Here is an 18,856-nt window from a genome sequence, read left to right as displayed (position 1 = left end):
GAAAACTATTATGTATTACTCGCTACATTAATTGCGAGGTGATGCATGTCAGCGTTCAAAGACAAGTCGGTATTTGTGCTCGGTGGCAGCCGGGGGATTGGGGCCGCCATCGTGCGGCGCTTCGTGGCCGAGGGCGCGCGGGTGATGTTTACCTATGCCGGTTCTGCCGAGGCGGCGCAGCGCCTGGCCGGTGACACCGGCAGCACCGCGGTGCTGGCCGACAGCGCCGATCGCGATGCGGTCATCGACACGGTGCGACGCAGCGGGCCGCTGGATGTGCTGGTGGTCAACTCCGGCATCGCCTTGTTCGGCGATGCGCTGGACCAGGATCCGGACGCGGTGGACCGGCTGTTCCGCATCAACGTGCACGCGCCCTACCACGCCGCCGTGGAGGCAGCGCGGCAGATGCCGCCCGGCGGGCGGATCATCGTGATCGGCTCGGTCAACGGCGACCGCATGCCGCTGCCCGGCATGGCCTCCTACGCGCTGAGCAAATCCGCGCTGCAAGGGCTGGCCCGCGGGCTGGCGCGCGACTTCGGGCCGCGCGGCATCACCATCAACGTGGTGCAACCGGGCCCGATCGATACCGACGCCAATCCGGAAAACGGGCCGATGAAAGACCTGATGCACAGCTTCATGGCGATCAAACGCCATGGCCGCGCCGACGAAGTCGCCGGCATGGTGGCCTGGCTGGCGGGCCCGGAAGCGAGCTTTGTGACCGGCGCGATGCATACGATCGATGGTGCGTTCGGCGCATGAAGCGGCGACGCCTGCATTGATGGCGCTGCAGCTCGCCACGTATCGCGACGGACGGCGGCAAACGCCCTCCGTCGACATGCATGGCGAGCTGCTGTTGCATCGCAAGCGTCGTGATCCACGCGCATGATGCCGTTGGCCGTGATTGATCGTCTTCCCATGTCTTGCGCCGTATTGCATCTGCAATCGCCGGCTCGACCTTGGATAGCCTGTTGCTCCTGAGCTGCCTATCGTTCGCGACGAACCCAGCAATGGATTGACCAATGCGCATGATGTCATCCGGCCGGTGCCTGCCCATTTGCGTGCTGCCATGCCCACCGATGTGGCGGTACGCACACCGGTTGAGCAGTCGCTGCAGCAACTGGAAACGGCCAGCGTGGAGCGGCAACGGGCGCTGACGCAGAGCCGGCAGCAAGACACGGACAATCGGGTTCGCGAGACTCTGTCGATGCGCATGGCGTGATGCACGCAGCCAACCGTAGCCGGTCGGCCGGCGTGCCGCAGCCAGGGGCGGCGCGCAGATTTGCAGCATGCAGCACCGCGCGAAATCGCTCCACACCGGAATCGGCAATCACTACGCGCGCGTTGCACTTTTCGGGCATTCACCCGCCAGATCCCTTCTCTACTGTTGCGGGCCAATCTGCCTAACCTGCACTGGTCGCCACTGCACCAAACAAAAAGCCCGGAAACTACCGGGCTTTTTGTTGTTCCACGCAACGCGTCAGGCTTTGCGCTTTTTCAACCAGGCTGCAATCTGTGGCACGCGCCGTTCGCGCAACGTCACGCGCGTCTGGATGGTACTGATGGCGGTTTCTGCATCGCGGCGCGAGGTGGGGGCCAGGTAGGTATCGGCGTACGCCTTGATCTTGTCGATGGTCTCCAGCCTGTTCGAGCCTGCAGCCAGGTGCGGGTAGTAACGGGCGCGCGAGGTGGAGTCGATCAGCGTATCCACCTGGGTGCGATGCGCCAAGGCGAAGTCGAATGCCAGCTCCGGGTGCTCGCTGGCGACATCGCCGATCATGCTGGCGCCAGTGGTGGCGCCGGGCTCGTCGGTGAGCGCAAGTTCAAGGGCACGCTGCGCCAATGCCGGGTCCTTGGCGTAGGCGAGCAACGCGTAGGACTGGTCGCGCAGCATCGAGGAAGTTTCCTTCTTCGCCATGGCATGCAATGCGTCCCAGGTGGCCGCGTCGGCGTGGCGGGCGACGATGCGCAGCACCGTGCTACGCAACTCCGGCGACAACGTGCCCGGGTCGGCCTGGAACGCAGCGAAACGACGCTGCGCTTCGGCAATCACCTGTGCATCGTCCAGCGCGCTCAGGCTGTTGAGCAGGCTGGCACGCAGCTGCTTGGTCTGTGCACTGTCGTTCTTGCGCTCGTCCCAGCCGAGCGTGGCGAACTCGGGAGCAAGCCGCACGCGCGCGAAGCGCCGCCAGCTGGCCTGCGCCTTGAGGTCGCCCGCGAACAGGCGATCGATGCTGGAATACGTCTCGGACACCACTTTCCACAGATCCGGCGCGCCACCGACCGGCACCTTGGCGGTGAGCTCAAGCAGGTCCGCTTCGGGCTGCAGCCCCACCGGTGCCAGCGCAGCGGTATCCATCAGCACGCCCAACTGATCGACCACCGGCAACGCGTCGAACCCTTTGGTGACCGCGGTGAATTGCGCCGGTGCATACAGCGTACGGAAGTAGCCCTTCTGCCCGGCATTGACCACGACAGGCGCATCGCAGCCGGCTAGCTGCAGCTGCGCGCTGCCATCCACCAATACGCGCACCGACGTGCCATTGGCACCGCGCACCGTGACGGGCACATGCCAGCGCAATGGCTGTTTGTCGGGGCGGTCGACGGTGTATTGGCCTTGTTTCAGCTGCACGGTCGTGGTGCCGGCCGTGCAGCTGGCGCTGACCTGGATCAACGGCACACCCGGCTGCAACGTGAAGTCGTGCGCCACCTGGGTGAACTGCTTGCCCGGTGCCACTGCATCGATCTGCTGCCACAGCGCATCGGTGACGGCATTGCCGTATTGGTGTTGTTTGAGATAGCTGCGCACGCCGCTGCGCCAGTTGTCCGCGCCCACATAGTCTTCGAGCATGGCGATCACCGCTTCGCCCTTGTCGTAGGTGATCTGGTCGAATGCCTGGCTGGCCTGCTCCACGGTGGCGACGTGCTGCACCACCGGGTGGGTGGTGACATAGGCATCGCGCTGCATCGCCGCGCGGCTTTTGAAGGCTGCGCCGGTGTTGTCGATGTCCCACTCCGGGTGCAGCTTGTGCGTGGTGCGCGCCTCCATCCAGTTGGCGAACCCTTCGTTGAGCCACAGGTCGTCCCACCAGGCCATGGTCACCAGATTACCGAACCATTGATGCGCGATCTCGTGCGCGGCAACGGTGAAAACGTCCTGCTTGTCGTCGATGTTGGAAGTGGCTGGGTCGAGCAGTAGCGAGTATTCGAAGGTGAAGATCGCTCCCCAGTTTTCCATTGCGCTGAAGAACTGGCTTTGCCCGGGTGCGGCGATGTTGTCCAGCTTCGGCAACGGATATGGAATGCCGAAATAGGCGTTGTATTCGTGCAGCACATCGCGGCCGGAATCCAGTGCGAACTGCGCCTGGTCCACCTTGCCTTTCTGCGCGATCACGCCGATCTCGGTGCCATTGTCGGCCTTGCGCGTCGCCCGCTCGAAGTCGCCGACACTCAGGAACAACAGGTACGTGGACATCTTGGGCGTGGTCTGGAAAGCCACGCGCTTCATGCCGCCGGCACCATTGCCGGACGAGGCAACCGGCATGTTGCTCACCGCCATCTGCGCGGCCGGCGCATTGACTGCCAGGTCGAAGGTAGCCTTGAAATCAGGCTCGTCCCACGACGGAATGAAGCGGCGTGCATCGGAGTTTTCGAACTGGGTGAACAACGCGCGGCGCTGGCCTTGCGCGGTGGCGTAATCCAGCGCGAATAAACCGTTGGCCTGCGTATTGATCACACCGCTGTACTCGATGGACAACACGTAGTTGCCCGGTGCCAGCGGTCTGTCGAAGGCGAAGGTGGCGGTCTGCGCCTGCTCATCGGTGCTGACCTTGGCCGTCTGCGGCGTGCCCCCCTTGCGCTGCGCCAAGGTACTGCGCGCGAAGCTGAGGTTGGCCGCCTGCAATACGATGCGGTCGGTGGCTTGTAGCACCACGATGTCGATGGCCACCTTGCCGTCGAAGGTCATCTTGTCGGCATGCGGTGTGATCTCCACCGCGTAGTGGGTGGGCTTGGCCGTGCGCGGCAACTGGCTGGTGACCTGCGCGGCCGATGCGCTGACCGCCTCCGGTGCAGCGACAGCAGCGTGAGCCGGCACAACGGCGCAGGTGCTGGCCAGGGCCAGCGTAATAGCAGTCACCAGGATCTGGCGCATGACATTCCTAAAAAGAGTAATGAAGTAAACGAAGTCGTACAGCGGCCAGCATCATGGCGCCGGCCCGCAAGACCACACACGGCCGAAAGTCATGCGCCTGCCTGACAGACGCGAAGACACACACGTCAAAGAGAAGCCACGGCAACGACAGGGCACGCATGCATCGAACCAGGGCAAGGCAATCCCGGCTGGCGCGAGCATGCTACACGGCCATGCTGAACCCGCCCCGCATCGATCGGGCGAGGGCGACCAACACCACTTCATCTGCAGCCGTCAGGAAGGTGCGGGGCGCGTGGATGAGGCAACGCAATGGCGTTCTGCAAACAAAAGCCCCGCTTTCGCAGGGCTTTCGTCGGTTCAATCACGCATCAGCCAATCAGGCGAACGGGTCCTGCAGCACCATGGTGTGGTCGCGGTCCGGGCCGGTGGAAACGATCGAGATCGGGCAGCCGGCCAGTTCCTCCAGCGCGCGCAGGTAGGCGCGGGCGGCCGGCGGCAGGTCGTCCCACACGGTGATGCCGTGGGTGTTTTCGCTCCAGCCCGGGAACTCCAGGTACACGGGGGTGCACTCTTCCCAGCCCTGCGCGTCCAGCGGCGCGTACTCGGTGCGCTTGCCGTGATATTCGTAGGCGATGCAGATCTTCAGCTTCTCCATGCCGTCGAGCACGTCGAGCTTGGTGATGCACAGGCCGGAAATGCCGTTGATGGCCACCGCACGCTTGAGCGCCACGATATCCATCCAACCGCAGCGACGCGGGCGACCGGTGGACGCGCCGTACTCGGCACCGCGGTCGCGGATACCCTGGCCCACTTCGTCGTCCAGTTCGGTCGGGAACGGGCCGCCGCCGACGCGCGTGGCATACGCTTTGGCAATGCCGAGTACGTAGTCGATCGCATCGGCGCCAACGCCGGTACCGGCCAATGCGCCGCCCACGGTGGTGTTGGAACTGGTGACGTACGGATAGGTGCCGTGGTCGATGTCCAGCAACGCACCCTGCGCGCCTTCGAACAACACGCGCTTACCCTGCTTGCGCAGGTCGTGCAGGATGCCGGCCACGTCCGACTTCATCGGCTGCACATACTCGCCGAAGGCCAGCGCCTCGTCGTAGGTCTTCTGGAAATCGACCGCTTCCACGCCCAGGTACTTGGTCAGCACGAAGTTGTGGTAGTCCAGCGCAGTGCGCAGCAACTCTTCCAGCTGCGGCGGGTAATGCAGGTCGGCGATGCGGATGCCGCGACGCGCCACCTTGTCTTCGTAGGCCGGGCCGATGCCGCGGCCGGTGGTGCCGATGGCCTTGCCGCCGGCCGCCTTCTCGCGCGCCTGATCCAGCGCGATGTGGTAGGGCATGATCAACGGCGCAGCCGGGGAGATCTTCAGGCGCGAACGCACTTCCACGCCGGCGTCTTCCAGCTCGCTGATTTCCTTGATCAACGCGGCCGGGGAGATCACCACGCCATTGCCGATCAGGCACAGCGCGTCGTCGCGCAGGATGCCGGACGGAATCAGATGCAAGACGGTCTTCTTGCCGTTGATGACAAGCGTGTGGCCGGCGTTGTGGCCGCCCTGGAAGCGGACCACCGCACCGATTTCCTCGGTGAGCAGATCGACGATCTTGCCTTTGCCTTCATCGCCCCACTGGGCACCGAGCACGACAACTGACTGACCCATGACGGGTGAACTCCTAAGTTTTGCTGCGGCCATCGGGGCCGCGGGATGGGACCGCTGCAGGGCTGACCGCGACACCCTGCGCGCGACTCCATCGGGGAGCGTTGCAGTGGCGCGATAGCCCTGACACGGAAAAAGCCGAACCGAGTGCTCTGGATGGAGCGCGCCCGGCCGGCTTTTGTGCATTATCCGGGTTTCCGGTGACCTGCACTACCCTTTCGGAGGACTTCGGCCGGCGGGCCTGGCAAGCGGGCGCGGCTGATGCGGCAGGATGCGGCCGCAAAGACTGCTGGGGCCAAGCGCTGCCTGGGCAGACGATTGAGATTGGAGAAGGAGCAGTCCAAGGGCCTGGCCCTTGCGCACAGCTTTGTGTGCCAGAGTCACCAAGGCCGCTTGCTCATGCAATTGCTTGATCACCTGCCATCTCTGGCGAATTGAGGTCGTTCATCCCGCAGCCAGCCGCGTCAATCCCCTCATGCCCCCTCAGTGCCGCACAATCCACAACGCAATCGCACCTAGCACTAACATGCCACCACCAATGGCGCGCAGCTGCGACGTGGGAAGGCTGAACAGCTGTTCGACAATGCGCTTCCAGGCAACCGGCACGGTTAACAGCAACAGGCCTTCGATGATGACGATCAGGCACAAGGCGGTTACGAAGTCATGCACGAGGGCGCACCACTGGAGGGCAGCAGAGTGTGCCTGGGTTGATACGCCGGTGGAGCACTGCCCTGCCTAATCTGCCCATGGGCAGCATCGCTGCGTCCCACACAATGGACCATGGCATCGAAGAATGCAGACCATGCGTAACCTGTATCACGGCCCACCGCCTGCAGACGAGCAATCGCGACCAAGACTAGTCAATCACTTCGCGCAGCTTGCGTGCATCAAATCCCGCAACGTAAACACCTAGCTCGTTGCAGCATCTTCCATTTGAGCTGACGGGCAACAGCGCCTATCGTTGCGCCCTCTCCACATCGGCAAGGACGCATGGTCAAGAACGATCGGTTGGTTTTCCTGGATGCACTGCGTGGTTTGGCTGCGCTGTATGTCGTGGTGTTCCACGTCATGGCCATGCCTGCGCCGGCAATTTCTCCAGGCCCATGGCTAGCGCCCGTACTAACGGCAGGCGGCAACGGGGTTGCATTGTTCTTTGTCATCAGTGCTTTTTCGCTGTGCTACACGATGCCCCGCCACGCAGCGACCGGCAGACCGATGCTCAGTTTTTATCTGCACCGGCTGTTTCGAATCGCGCCGCTGTTTTACTGCTGGCTTGCGTTTTCGCTGTACCGAGACGGGCGCGGCACGCATGCCGGCCATGGCTGGGACGAGATCGCAGCGAACGTGTCATTTACCTTCAACCTGGTGCCCGGGCGGGAAACGGGTATCGTCTGGGCCAGCTGGGCCATTGGCGTGGAAATGTTGTTCTATGCCGTATTTCCGATGCTGTTCATTGTCGTCACCACAATGACCAGAGCGTTGCTGCTGGCGCTGTGCCTGTTGGGGTTTGCGGGTCTGGCCGGCTCGGGCATGCTGGGAGACACAGGCACTGCATTGATCGGCGACTACGGCCTGCTGCGTCATCTACCGGTCTTCGCCATCGGTTTGTGTACCTTCTTCGCCTACGAAAAATTCGCTGCAATGGGCACGGCCAAGGCACAACGCTGGGGCAGGCTGCTGATCGCCACGGGGGCGTTGGGTCTGGCAGCAACGATCGCCTTGCACACGCTGGCAGACATCGGCTCAGCAACCAGCTGGATCTCAAGCGGGCTGATGTATGCGTTACTGCTGGTCGGCCTGTCGCAATCGCCACTACGCATGGTGGTCAATGCTGTCACCGGCTTCCTGGGCAAGATCAGCTATTCAGTCTATCTCGGTCACCCAGTGGTGATCGCGTTACTGATCCCGGTGTTTCGGCGCATCCAGGACACAATACCCAATTCCGTCGTGTCTTATGCGATGTGTGCGGCGGCAACGTTGCTGGTCACATTGCCAATCGCATCGCTGACCTACCGCTTCATCGAAGTGCCGGCAATCGCGCTGGGCAGGCGGATGGGACCCAAGGTCAAGCGCATGGCAGCGAGTACGCCGCCCGCCTCGGCCAACAGACAACTCGACCGCGCATGATGTCCGCTCCACTTCAGATGCATCCGGAAGTCCGACAGCCGGCTGATGCATTGAAACAAAAACGCCCGCATCTGGCGGGCGTTTTTGCACTCTCAGGATACGATCAACGATCGCTCTTGAGGTACTGCAGGAACGGGTCGTTTTTGTCCAGCACCACCACGCCGTTGCCGTCGGTCATGGAGCTGCGGTAGGCCTCCAGGCTGCGGTAGAACGCATAGAACGACGGGTCCTTGGAACCGGCCTGGCCGTAGATGCGCGCCGCTTCGGCATCGCCTTCGCCACGCAGCTTCTGGGCGTCGCGCTCGGCGTCGGCCACGATCACGGTGGACTCGCGGTCGGCTTGCGCGCGGATGGTCAGGGCCTGCTCTTCGCCTTCGGCGCGCAGCTTGCTGGCTTCCTGCTTGCGCTGGGCGCGCATGCGCTCGTACACGTCGGTGATCACCTGGCTGTCGGTCGGCAGGTCGATCTGCTTGATGCGCAGGTCGGTGATCTGCATCCCCAGGCCCTTGATGGCGCCGTTGATGCCCTTGAGCTGGTTGGCGATCAGCTCGCTGCGATCGCCGGAGACCAGCTGTTGCAGCGTGCGCGAGTTGATCTGGTTGCGCAGCGAGTCGGTGATGATCGGGGCCAGGCGCGAGTTGGCCACCGATTCCTCGCCACCGGTCGCACGATAGAACGCCCGCACGTCGGAGATGTAACCGATGGCGAAGAAATCCACGCTGACGTCTTTCTGCTCGGCAGTGAAGTAACGCGCCGGAGCGGTGTCCAGCACCTGGAAGCGGCGGTCGAACACGCGCACCGATTCCACCACCGGAATCTTGAAATGCAGGCCGGGCTTGAGGTCGGCACGCACCACACGGCCCAGGTTGAGCACCATGGCGGTCTGGTCTTCGCGCACGACGAATACCGAGCCCATCAGGGTCAGCAACACGGCGATGATCAGGCCGATGACTAGCGAATTCTTCATTATTCGGTTCCCTCACGGCCAGTCGGGCGCGGGCCGCGCTCCGGGTTGCGGATGGCCTCGCTACTGGCGCTTTGCGGCGGATTCAACAGCACGCCCTGGGGCACCATCGACGGCATGCTGGCAGTGCCGCCGGTAGCGGCCGGCTTGCTGGCATCGGCCGGCAATGGCACGTAGATGACCTGGCGGCCATCGCTACCGATGACCTTGCGGTTCTCCGACAGCACCTTCTGCACGGTTTCCAGCCACAGCCGCTTGCGGGTGACTTCCGGCGCGCCGGCGTACTGGGCCTGCAACAGCGTGAAGCGGTCGGCATCACCCTCGGCCTTCGAAATGGTGGCCTGCTTGTAGCCTTCGGCACCGGTACGGGTGCGTGCACCCTGGCCGCGCGCTTCGGGCACCACCTTGGCGGCGTAGGCCTGCGCTTCGTTGATCAGGCGCTCGCGCACCTGTTGGGCACCATTGACCTCGTCGAAGGCCGGCTTCACTTCTTCCGGCGGGCGCGCATCCGGCAAGGTCACGCCGGTGACCGCCAGGCCGGTGTTATAGGCATCCAGCGCCGCTTGCAGACGATCCTTGGACGCGATCGCCAGCGGGCCGCGATTGTTGAGCACGGTATTGAGGTCCGAACGCCCCACCTGCTCACGCACGGCACTTTGCGCGGCCTGCTCCAGCACCAGATCGGCATTGCGCGAACCGAACAGGTATTTGCGCGGGTCGCTGATCTGGTACTGCACGTTGAGCGACACGTTGACGATGTTTTCGTCGCGCGTCAGCACCGGCACCTGGTTGCTGAAGGTCTTGATCTCGGTGGCATTGACCTTGCGCACCGACTCGATCGGCCAGGGCAGCTTGAAGTTCGGGCCGGGCTGCAGGATGCGCGAGTACTGGCCGAAGCGCAGCACCACGCCACGCTGCTGCTCGCCGATGAGCTGGAAGCTGGAGAACAGCACCATCAGCACCACCGCGACCAGGATCCAGCGCCCCACGCCGCCATCGAACAGCTCCTTCAACGGAGCGGGCAGATTGCCCCAACCGCCACCGTTGCCACCACCGCGCGGGCCCCAGGACCTGCGACGGTTGGGATCCGGGCCGTCTCCGCCCTTGTTGCCGGGTGTGTTCCAGGCCATGCACGCTCCATGATCGAGGGGCTGTGCGGGCCAGTCCCGCAGTGCCGCCATGTTGTTTGATTCGCCGATTCTACTAGATGGGGCAGACACACCGTTTTGAAAGGCCCGGTGCGATGCATTGTTGGTTTAGCCGGCGGGACGGATCGGGCTGGGCTGGGACACAGGCAATGGTTGTCCGGCGAGGGCCTTCGCGCTGAGTACCTGAAGACCAGGATGCGACGTGCCGGCGGCAGGCACGGGCTGCCCCTGTCGAGCGCTGCGCACGCGTCTAATGCGCGCGGCCGGGCACATGATTGGTCTTGGCGGCTGAAGACCGTTTACCGGGCGCGTGCCTGCTTGGCAGGATTTCGGGCACGGGAGGCGATGGGAGGCGGAAAGCGTGCGTGCCAAGCGGCGATTGCGTCCTTGGCACCCATCCTTTCAACCACACGTTGTTCCAAGGCGACGACGGCTGCGCCGCGGGCGTCACCCCAACTGCTCTGCCCTTGCCCATCGGCAGAAGGTGGCGCTCGGCATAGACTGAAGGTCTCGCTGCGATGCGATGGCGCGAGACGACGTCGACGTCCGCATCGCCCGATTGCCGAGTCCTCATCGGACTCCCTCCCCCGGGAGAGGGTTGGACCGTCTCCCGCTAATCCCACATCTGCGTTGCCGAAATCCGACGTCGATCACGCCTGGCCGGTGCACTTACGCTTTCGGCGGCTCTTCTTTCTGGTTGAACACACGCTCCATTACTTCCAGCAGCTCGTCTTCGGAGAACGGCTTGGTGATGTAGGCGCGGGCCCCCTGGCGCATGCCCCACATGCGGTCGGTGTCCTGATCCTTGGTGGTGACCAGGATGACCGGAATATGCTGGGTGGTGGGCTCGCGCTTGAGCGTGCGCGTGGCCTGGAATCCGTTGAGGTTGGGCATCACCACGTCCATCAGCACCAGATCCGGCAGCGATTGCTTGGCCGCTTCCACGCCGGCGGCACCATCGGTGGCGGTGATGGTTTCGTGCCCCAGCTTCTCGACGATGCGCTGAATCCCCAGCAGCTGCGACGGCGAGTCGTCGACGATCAAAATACGTGCCATGTGTTTCCCCTAGTGTGCGCGGCGAGTGTAGTGCGCCGGCCGCGCTTTCGGTAGCTGGGCCAGGTGAGTTGCTGGAGGGTTCGTGGTCGGCGAGCGTGGCCAGACATGTATGGATCGACGCGCTGTTTTTGAGTAGCTGGAGCCATTACGTCCAATAGCACAGGCTGGATTCAATACAGGACTCACCGAGCGGCCGCGTTGATTCGCTCTCCTGCCTACTCCGCTTTTATGGCAGGGAAGGAGCGCGTAGCGCTGGAGGAGGTGGGATCCTGATCAAGTTGATGATCACGTTGCGGGGCAGCCAAACCCTCACCCCAGCCCCTCTTCCAAAGGAGAGGGGCTGGCCCCCTTCCCCAGCGCCGGCTGAGCCAGCGGCCAAGACTCGACGATGCGGATCGACATCAACCGCCTCAGCGCTGAGCGCGCGTGGCCTCACCCAACCCTTGCGCGCGCAAAGCTGATCTGGCCCGCGCTGCTCAGCTCACGGTCTCGCCGAACGCCTTGGCCAGATTGCGGTAGGCCTTCTTCTGCGCATCGTCGGTGGGGGCCGGGGCGAGGATTTCCAGTTCCACGATCTGGTCGCCCGGGGTGGTGCCCGGCAGGCCGCGACCGCGCAGCCGCAGCTTGCGCCCGGCATCCGAGTCGGCCGGCACCTTCAATTCGACCGGGCCGCCCAGGGTGGGCACGCTGATGGTCGTGCCCAGCGCGGCCTGCCAGGGCATGACCTGCAAGGTGTACAGGATGTTGCGCCCGTCCACCTCGAAATGCGGATGCGCCGCGTATTCGATCTCCAGCAACAGGTTGCCGCCGCCGTTGCCCTGCCCGCTCAGGCGGATCACCTGGCCGGGCTGCACGCCCTTGGGCACGCGCACATCCAGCTGCTTGCCGTTGATGGTGATGCGCACGCTGTCGCCCGAATACACCGCTTCCAGCGGCACCGCAAGCTTGGCGCGGGTGTCGCCGCGCGCCTGCGGGCCGGCACCTGCACCAGGCCCGGCACCCGGGCCGCGCGGACGGCCACCGCGCTGGCCGGCGAACAGGCTCTCGAAGAAATCGCTGAAGCCGCCACCAGCGCCGCCGTTGCCGAACACTTCTTCGAAATCGAAGCCCTGCCCGCCGCCGTAATTGGGCGGGGCCTGGAACTCGTCGCCCGGGCGGAATCCCTGCGCCTTCAACTGGTCGTAGGCCTTGCGCTTGGCCGGGTCGCGCAGCGCTTCGTAGGCTTCGTTGATCGCCTTGAACTTGTCTTCGGCGCCGGCTTCCTTGCTGACGTCGGGGTGATATTTGCGCGCGAGCCGGCGGTAGGCGGTCTTGATCTCCGCATCGCCTGCACTGGGCTCCACGCCGAGCGTTGCGTAGTAATCCTTGAATTCCATCTAATCACCTCTGGAAAAAAAACGGCCCGCAGCCGAGGCCACGAGCCAGTTCGAACGGCCAGCGCTCCGGCGGACAGCGCGTGTGCGGCGCGGAAGGCGTGCAACCCTGCACCGTACGGGCGTACGTGCCGAATTCGCATACCAGCCGCGTCCGCAAGCGGTCACGCCATGGAGCTGTTGGCCAATCTATTCGCAGCCGGGCGGGCAACCGCGCCTATTCTACGGCGCGACTGTCGCCGGGGAGCGAAGCCGTGGCCTCGCCCCAGGTCCGGCGTCCTGCGGCGGCCAGTTCCGGCTGGCAGAGGTGCCGGTCGGAACTGCCGGTCGCCTGGCCGGCCTGCACGCACAGTACAGGCCGGCCAGGCGAACACCACGCGCCTGCATCGCGCGCCGCCGCGACGTTTCTTGCGCTTACTGCACCGTGCTGCCGCTGGTGTTCTGACCGTTGCCAACCTGGATACGGCGCGGCGTGGCGGCCGGGCGCTTGGGAATGCGGATTTCCAGCACGCCGTTATGGCCTGCAGCCGTGATGCCATCGGCGTCGGCGCTGTCGGGCAGCGCGAAGCGGCGATGGAAGCTGCCGTAGCGGCGCTCGATGCGCGAGAAGCGTTCGGTTTCGGTGCTGGATTCGCTCTTGCGCTCCCCCCTGATCGACAGGATGCCCTTGTCCATCTGCACCTCGATCTGGCTCGGATCGATGCCCGGCAAATCGGCGTACAGCACGAAGTGATTCGCCTCTTCCTTGATGTCAACGCGCGGCACCCACTGCGCGGTCACCACGGCCGATTCGTCGGTGTCGCCGTTCTGCTCGAAGAAGCGATCGAACACATGCTTGATCTCGTTCTGCAGCGCGTGGGTGGGAAATTGGGGATAACGAACGATGTTCATTGCAAGCCTCCAAAAAGGTTGATGACGGGACCGGCGACTGCAAGGTGCGCAGCTGCGCCGGCCATGTGCGTCAGATAGGCGTGGCCGGACGGATTTCAAGCGCGTTGACGCGCTTTTCCCCTGCCCCTTTCTAGAATCCGTTCAGCCACAGGAGCCTGCCGCATGACCATCCACGTTGGTGACCGCATTCCCGAAGTCGTGCTCAAGCGCCTGCGCGACGGCATCGAGGCCGTCGACACCCATAGCCTGTTCGCAGGCCGCAAGGTGCTGCTGTTCGCGGTGCCGGGGGCCTTTACCCCCACCTGCTCGGCCAAGCACCTGCCGGGCTATGTGGAACACTTCGAGCAATTCCGCAAGCGCGGTATCGAAGTGCTGTGCACCGCGGTCAACGACCCTTACGTGATGCAGGCCTGGGGACGCAGCCAGTTGATTCCCGACGGCCTGCACCTGTTACCCGACGGCAACGCCGAACTGGCGCGCGCCCTGGGCCTTGAAATCGACGCCAGCGGCTCGGGCATGGGCCTGCGCTCGCGCCGCTACGCGCTGTATGCAGACGACGCGGTGGTCAAGGCGTTGTTTGTTGAAGAACCCGGCGAATTCAAAGTCTCTGCAGCCGATTACGTGCTGCAGCATCTGCCGGATTGAATACCCCTTTCTCCCATCCACCCAGAAGGAAGACGGCCAGCCATGTCTGATCAGCCAGCCACCAACACTCCCGCCGGTATCACCGACACTGCCACCTTGCGCGCCCGCGCGCGCCAGAGCATCGAAGACGGCGCCATCACCGAGAGCTACCACGCCGATCGCGAGAAGGTGATCGAGTTGCTCAATACCGCGCTTGCCACCGAATACGTGTGCACGTTGCGCTACTACCGCCACTACTTCATGGCCAAGGGCATGCTTGCCGACGCAGTGAAGGGCGAGTTCCTGGAGCACGCGCAACAGGAACAAGAACACGCGCACAAGCTGGCCGAGCGCATCGTGCAGCTGGGCGGCGAACCGGATCTCAATCCGGACACCCTGACCAAGCGCTCGCATGCCGAATACAAGGAAGGCACCGACCTGCGCGACATGGTCAAGGAAAATCTCATCGCCGAACGCATCGCCATCGATAGCTACCGGGAGATGATCGATTTCATCGGCGACAAGGACACCACCACCAAGCGCATTCTCGAAAGCATCCTGGCCCAGGAAGAAGAGCATGCCGATGAATTCGCCGACATGCTGGAAGGCTGGATCGGCGAGTGAGTTGAGTTTTGCGATGTAGCGATGCGTTGCGATGAAAGATCGCAGCGAGTTGACATCGGAATCGACTCGATGATGAAACAGACAGGGAGCGCCTTGAGCGCCCTGTCTGTTTTTTTGCCGCTAGATTGCGCGTATACGATTGCGCCCCATAGGAGCAACGACCCTACGAGGTGGCCAGATCCCGACGCGCCGCCGCCCTCGCCCACGCATATGTCGGAGCGCACCCAGGCGCGATGGAGCATCCCCGGTAACGCCTCGTCGCGCCCAGTGCGCTCCTACAGGGGTTGTCGCAAGCAGCAGGTGTCTGCCGCTGAGCACGGGGCGGTAGCACTTCGTTGGCGACCCGATCAACGCAACACCCGAAAGCGCACCTGCGTCCATGCGCCATCGCTGGCCAGTGCGGTGAGCGTGTGCAACCCAACCTCTTCGAAATCGCGCTGAAATCCTTGTCTTCCGTTGGTCTGTGCAATCCAGCGGCCATCCAGCAGCCAATCGATGCGCGCCTCGCTGCCCAACGCACGTAACTGCAACCGCACCGGGCGTGCGGCGTCGTTGGCCCGCGCAAGCGTGGCGCGGTCGCTCAACCCATCGATGCGTAGCATCCCGCCACCGGTCATGCGCCCGTCCGGCGCACAATCTTCAGCCAAGGGCGGAAGTTGCGCGGCGGCGCGTTCGGATGTATTGAGCCAGGGCGAGACCAACGCCGGCCAGCGCGCCACCGCGCGCGGCACACGCTCATGCGGTTGGCTGCATTCCTGCGACAACCGCTGACCGCTGCGCGCATCGACCTCGAAGCGCACTTGCCCGCTTTGCCAAAGACGCGCATCGCGTTCGGCAAAGGTGGGGGGCACAGCACCGTCGAGTGCATACGCATCGGCACGACGTGCGCACAGAGCCGGTGGCGTTTGATCGGCAGCGCCGCCCAGCGGCCAGCAGATGTTGATTGCCTGCACGGTGGCGGGCATCGGCAACGGGGCGCTGTCGCCGGCGCTGCGCGGCAAGGCATCGATGACTTCGAACATCAACGGCAATGCGGTGACCGCACCGTATTGGCCCGGCAACGGCGTGCCATCCGGCCGTCCTACCCAGACGCCGACGGTATAACGCCGCGTCCCGCCAATGGCCCATGCATCGCGGTAGCCATAACTTGTGCCGGTCTTCCACGCCACGCCGGGGCGTGCAGTGGTGTCGAAGGTACCGCTGCCGTATCCGGAGCGCGGATTACTTTGCAAAATTTCGCGCACGATCCAGGCCGCACCCGGCGACATCAAGCGGCGATCGATGCGCGCATCGTCTGGCGTGTAGCGCACACGTCCGGCAATACCGCCGCGATTGAGCGCGGCGAACGCGCCCACCAACTCCTGCAACTGTGCGCCGGTGCCGCCCAGTATCAACGCCAGCGATGGCGTGCTGCCGGAAGGAAAATGCAGCGCGATCCCGGCATTGGACAACCGCGCAGCGAAGCGTGCCGGGCCGATGCGCTCGAGCAGATCCACCGCCGGCACGTTCAACGACAGCCGCAACGCCGTGGCCGCGCTCACCGGACCATTGAACGCCGCATCGAAGTTGCCGGGCCGGTAGTCGCCGAAACTCTGCGGCGCATCCACCAACAGGCTCTCGGAATGGATCAGGCCATCGTCCAGCGCCATGCCATACAGGAACGGCTTGAGCGTGGAGCCGGGCGAACGCCATGCCTGCACCATGTCGACATGACCCAGGCGCTTGCGGTCGCCGAAACTGGCCGAGCCCACGTAGGCGCGGGCCTCCATCGTGGCGTTGTCCACCACCAACAATGCCGCGGAGGTGCGCTCGGGCAACTGCGAAAAATACGTGGCCACGCGCTCTTCCAGCGTGCGCTGCAATTCCACATCCAGCGTGGTGACGATACGCGCCGCACGCGGCTGCGCACTGTGCAGGCGCTGTGCCAGCAAGGCCGCATGCAACGGTGGCTTGAGCGAGCGTGTGACCACCGGTTCGATGCGCGCATCGTCCACCTGCGCGCGCGACCACACGCCCAGCTCGACCATGCGGTCGAGCACCTTGTCGCGTGCGCGCTGCGCCGCTTCCGGGTGCCGGTCCGGGCGCAGGCGGCTGGGCGATTGCGGCAATACCGCCAGCAACGCGGCCTCGGCGTGCGACAAGGCCTTGGCCGGCTTGCCCAGATACGCCCAGCTGGCCGCCTCCACCCCTTCGATGGTACCGCCGTAGGGCGCGCGCTCCAGATACAGCATGAGAATCTCGTGCTTGCTCAGGTGCGCTTCCAGCTGCAATGCGCGCAACAACTGCTTGGCCTTGCCCCACGGCGTACGCGTATGCGGGTCCAGGATGCGCACCACCTGCATGGTCAGCGTGGAGCCGCCGGACACGATGTGGCCCTGCCCGATCCACTGCCCACCGGCACGCAGCAGACCCCAGGGATTGACGCCGGGGTGACGCCAGAACCAGCGATCTTCGTAGTTCAGCAGTGCCTGCAAATACAACGGCGACACGCTCTGCGGCGTGGCGGGGTAGCGCCATACGCCATTGCGGTCGGCGAATGCACGTAAGGGCGTGCCGTCGCGCGCAACCACCAAGGCGGAGGTGTCGCGGGACTTGGGCAACGGCAACGGGAAGGCCAGATCGAGCAGCAGCATGACGCTCAGCAAGGCAGCCGCACCCAAGCGCAGCCACCGCAGCCAGCGGCGTCCGTTGCGGGCCTGATGGTTCGGCGTTTGCGGGCGCGACTGCGTCCGATCCATCCCTGTTGGTGCCTGCGGCTGTTCATCCATCGCGCAAAGCATGCAGGGCAAAACGCGTTTCGGCTACCGCTGCGCGATTCCAGGCCAGCGTATCTGCAGCGCGATCAGCCGCACGACCAACTGCACGGCCAGCCGGACAAGCGACTGGCCCAAGGACAGGCGCAGACCCTGAGCGACATGCGGACATCCTTGCGCGGCAACCGTTTACTCCCACCTGTGGTCGCCGCATGCAGGTGCCTGCGATGATCAGGGCACTCACACCGAAGGTGCGGACGGCACCCTTCGGCAGCAGCACGCATCATCGGCAGGTGGTAGCGATACCCCGCCAATGCACTCGTTTAGACGTGACATCTCGTCCGTCGAGTTGTTTGGTGCGCGGCGCGCCGTGCTAGACCTCGTTGCCACCGCTTGGGACGGCGGCCTGGTCGCTTCCGCTCAGCGCTTTTCCAACGTGGCGCGATAGCGCAGCAAGGCTTCCGGCGCATCGGTCTGGATGATCGACACACCGTCGCGATACATCCGGCCCCAGACCTTGTCGGGATCGCGCTCGGCGTCCGCATCGCCGCCATAGCCGGCAATGAAGCCTTCCCACAACGAATTGACCATCAGCCGCACGTTATGCGCCTTGCTTACCGCTGCCAGTGCCGGCAATTGCGCGGCGGTCATCTTGGGCAACTCGAATGCCATCGGGCGTGCATTGCGTGTCTGTGCCGTTGCAATAGCAGCAAGATCGGCCTTGCCATGCGCGTTGATCAGGATCGGGAAGAAGTACACCGTATCGAACGGCGGCATCGCCGCCAGTGGCGCGGTGAACATGCCGGCTTCGGCCTTGACGATCACCTGATGCTGCATGCCGGCGCGTGCGACCGCGTCGATCACCTGCACGTAGATCGCGTCCTTGACATCCAGGTTGAGCAGGATGTGCCCCTTGGCCCTGGCCAGCATCTGATCGAGCGTGACCACGCGCTGGTCGGTCAACGGTGCCTGTGCGCCACCTTCGTCGCTGCGCAGGCGCAGCTTCTGCAGATCGGTCAGGGTCAACTCGGACAGCTTGCCGGTGCCATCGGTGGTGCGGTCCACGGTGGCGTCATGCAGCATCACCAGGCTGCCATCGGCGGCACGCCGCACATCGGTTTCCATCACATCGGCGCCGATGGCGATGCAGCGCTCCAACGCCGCCAGCGAATTTTCCGGCGCGGTCTCGGTGAAGCCATGCTGTGGCGCGGCGGCATGACACCCGCGGTGCGCAACCACCACGAGGCCGCCCTGCGGATTGGTCAGGCGCGCCTGGATCGCGGCCACGCCTATCGGTGCGGCGCTCGCCGCAGTGGCCACGACCGCGCACAGCACGGCGGCGAGGACGGCAATAGGGCGTGATGTCATCGAACAGCTCCAATCAGATGTTTGCAATACGGTAGCGCGGCAGACGGGCGTTGCCACGCTTCGCACACGCTGGTGAAATCAAGCGGGTAAATGGCAGGCATCGATTTCAGGC

General features: G+C 64.3%; 15 protein-coding genes. 5 read left to right on the top strand and 10 right to left on the bottom strand.

Features of this window, described 5'->3' with window-relative positions; translation table 11 throughout:
• The first annotated feature begins 45 nt into the window (after positions 1–45).
• The gene (bdcA, locus tag F7R02_RS10900; protein WP_078590465.1) at positions 46–759 is read left to right on the top strand and encodes an SDR family oxidoreductase; all 714 of its coding nucleotides are present in this window, start codon (positions 46–48) and stop codon (positions 757–759) included.
• Positions 760–1,012: 253 nt separating this feature from the next.
• Positions 1,013–1,219, top strand: coding sequence for a hypothetical protein (locus F7R02_RS26345; protein ID WP_078566958.1), 207 nt, complete (start codon positions 1,013–1,015; stop codon positions 1,217–1,219).
• Positions 1,220–1,477: 258 nt separating this feature from the next.
• Here the strand turns inward: F7R02_RS26345 and F7R02_RS10895 are convergent, their stop codons facing one another.
• The 3 genes from F7R02_RS10895 to F7R02_RS10885 all read right to left on the bottom strand — a co-directional run bounded on the left by F7R02_RS10895 (position 1,478) and on the right by F7R02_RS10885 (position 6,485).
• Entirely contained in the window at positions 1,478–4,150 is a 2,673-nt protein-coding gene (locus tag F7R02_RS10895; protein WP_078590464.1) for a M1 family metallopeptidase, read from the bottom strand.
• 376 nt (positions 4,151–4,526) lie between these two features.
• Positions 4,527–5,819 (bottom strand): adenylosuccinate synthase, encoded by a 1,293-nt coding sequence (locus F7R02_RS10890; RefSeq protein ID WP_005913957.1) that lies wholly within the window; start codon positions 5,817–5,819, stop codon positions 4,527–4,529.
• Between the two features lie 480 nt (positions 5,820–6,299).
• Positions 6,300–6,485, bottom strand: coding sequence for a DUF2065 domain-containing protein (locus F7R02_RS10885; protein ID WP_078590463.1), 186 nt, complete (start codon positions 6,483–6,485; stop codon positions 6,300–6,302).
• 321 nt (positions 6,486–6,806) lie between these two features.
• On the opposite strand from F7R02_RS10885, the gene F7R02_RS10880 reads away from it, so the two are divergent.
• A complete protein-coding gene (locus tag F7R02_RS10880; RefSeq protein WP_078590462.1) occupies positions 6,807–7,943 on the top strand; it encodes an acyltransferase family protein in 1,137 nt (378 codons plus the stop codon).
• Positions 7,944–8,046: 103 nt separating this feature from the next.
• Here the strand turns inward: F7R02_RS10880 and hflC are convergent, their stop codons facing one another.
• The 5 genes from hflC to F7R02_RS10855 form a co-directional block, all read right to left on the bottom strand.
• Positions 8,047–8,910: a protease modulator HflC gene (gene hflC / locus F7R02_RS10875; protein WP_003483929.1), complete on the bottom strand. Its 864-nt coding sequence runs from the start codon at positions 8,908–8,910 to the stop codon at positions 8,047–8,049.
• Positions 8,910–10,037, bottom strand: coding sequence for an FtsH protease activity modulator HflK (hflK, locus tag F7R02_RS10870; protein ID WP_078590461.1), 1,128 nt, complete (start codon positions 10,035–10,037; stop codon positions 8,910–8,912). Before hflK ends, hflC begins: the two co-directional genes overlap by 1 nt.
• A gap of 687 nt (positions 10,038–10,724) precedes the next feature.
• Complete coding sequence (gene pilH, locus F7R02_RS10865) at positions 10,725–11,111, bottom strand: twitching motility response regulator PilH (protein ID WP_003483927.1); 387 nt, start codon at positions 11,109–11,111, stop codon at positions 10,725–10,727.
• Between the two features lie 476 nt (positions 11,112–11,587).
• Complete coding sequence (locus F7R02_RS10860) at positions 11,588–12,487, bottom strand: DnaJ C-terminal domain-containing protein (RefSeq protein ID WP_078590460.1); 900 nt, start codon at positions 12,485–12,487, stop codon at positions 11,588–11,590.
• A 411-nt stretch (positions 12,488–12,898) separates the two neighbouring features.
• Entirely contained in the window at positions 12,899–13,375 is a 477-nt protein-coding gene (locus F7R02_RS10855; protein ID WP_005913951.1) for an Hsp20/alpha crystallin family protein, read from the bottom strand.
• A 162-nt stretch (positions 13,376–13,537) separates the two neighbouring features.
• On the opposite strand from F7R02_RS10855, the gene F7R02_RS10850 reads away from it, so the two are divergent.
• Together F7R02_RS10850 and F7R02_RS10845 are read left to right on the top strand one after the other, a co-directional pair.
• Positions 13,538–14,020, top strand: coding sequence for a peroxiredoxin (locus tag F7R02_RS10850; protein WP_078590459.1), 483 nt, complete (start codon positions 13,538–13,540; stop codon positions 14,018–14,020).
• Between the two features lie 42 nt (positions 14,021–14,062).
• Positions 14,063–14,623, top strand: coding sequence for a ferritin-like domain-containing protein (locus F7R02_RS10845; RefSeq protein ID WP_003483923.1), 561 nt, complete (start codon positions 14,063–14,065; stop codon positions 14,621–14,623).
• Positions 14,624–14,970: 347 nt separating this feature from the next.
• Here F7R02_RS10845 and pbpC read toward each other — a convergent pair whose 3' ends face one another.
• Both pbpC and F7R02_RS10830 read right to left on the bottom strand, forming a co-directional pair.
• The gene (gene pbpC, locus F7R02_RS10840) at positions 14,971–17,361 is read right to left on the bottom strand and encodes a penicillin-binding protein 1C (protein WP_167521012.1); all 2,391 of its coding nucleotides are present in this window, start codon (positions 17,359–17,361) and stop codon (positions 14,971–14,973) included.
• A gap of 435 nt (positions 17,362–17,796) precedes the next feature.
• Complete coding sequence (locus F7R02_RS10830; protein ID WP_033481687.1) at positions 17,797–18,744, bottom strand: glycerophosphodiester phosphodiesterase family protein; 948 nt, start codon at positions 18,742–18,744, stop codon at positions 17,797–17,799.
• Positions 18,745–18,856 lie beyond the last annotated feature (112 nt).

It is taken from the genome of Xanthomonas cissicola, assembly GCF_008801575.1.
In the GTDB taxonomy this organism is placed as follows: domain Bacteria; phylum Pseudomonadota; class Gammaproteobacteria; order Xanthomonadales; family Xanthomonadaceae; genus Xanthomonas; species Xanthomonas cissicola.
This window is presented reverse-complemented; position numbering and strand designations above follow the sequence as displayed.

Excerpts from the sequence above, each read along its gene's own strand:
- bdcA (WP_078590465.1), top strand. The coding sequence starts at position 46 with ATGTCAGCGTTCAAAGACAAGTCGGTATTTGTGCTCGGTGGCAGCCGG.
- F7R02_RS10895 (WP_078590464.1), bottom strand. The coding sequence starts at position 4,150 with ATGCGCCAGATCCTGGTGACTGCTATTACGCTGGCCCTGGCCAGCACC.
- F7R02_RS10890 (WP_005913957.1), bottom strand. The coding sequence starts at position 5,819 with ATGGGTCAGTCAGTTGTCGTGCTCGGTGCCCAGTGGGGCGATGAAGGC.
- F7R02_RS10880 (WP_078590462.1), top strand. The coding sequence starts at position 6,807 with ATGGTCAAGAACGATCGGTTGGTTTTCCTGGATGCACTGCGTGGTTTG.
- hflC (WP_003483929.1), bottom strand. The coding sequence starts at position 8,910 with ATGAAGAATTCGCTAGTCATCGGCCTGATCATCGCCGTGTTGCTGACC.
- hflK (WP_078590461.1), bottom strand. The coding sequence starts at position 10,037 with ATGGCCTGGAACACACCCGGCAACAAGGGCGGAGACGGCCCGGATCCC.
- pilH (WP_003483927.1), bottom strand. The coding sequence starts at position 11,111 with ATGGCACGTATTTTGATCGTCGACGACTCGCCGTCGCAGCTGCTGGGG.
- F7R02_RS10860 (WP_078590460.1), bottom strand. The coding sequence starts at position 12,487 with ATGGAATTCAAGGATTACTACGCAACGCTCGGCGTGGAGCCCAGTGCA.
- F7R02_RS10855 (WP_005913951.1), bottom strand. The coding sequence starts at position 13,375 with ATGAACATCGTTCGTTATCCCCAATTTCCCACCCACGCGCTGCAGAAC.
- F7R02_RS10850 (WP_078590459.1), top strand. The coding sequence starts at position 13,538 with ATGACCATCCACGTTGGTGACCGCATTCCCGAAGTCGTGCTCAAGCGC.
- F7R02_RS10845 (WP_003483923.1), top strand. The coding sequence starts at position 14,063 with ATGTCTGATCAGCCAGCCACCAACACTCCCGCCGGTATCACCGACACT.
- pbpC (WP_167521012.1), bottom strand. The coding sequence starts at position 17,361 with ATGGATCGGACGCAGTCGCGCCCGCAAACGCCGAACCATCAGGCCCGC.
- F7R02_RS10830 (WP_033481687.1), bottom strand. The coding sequence starts at position 18,744 with ATGACATCACGCCCTATTGCCGTCCTCGCCGCCGTGCTGTGCGCGGTC.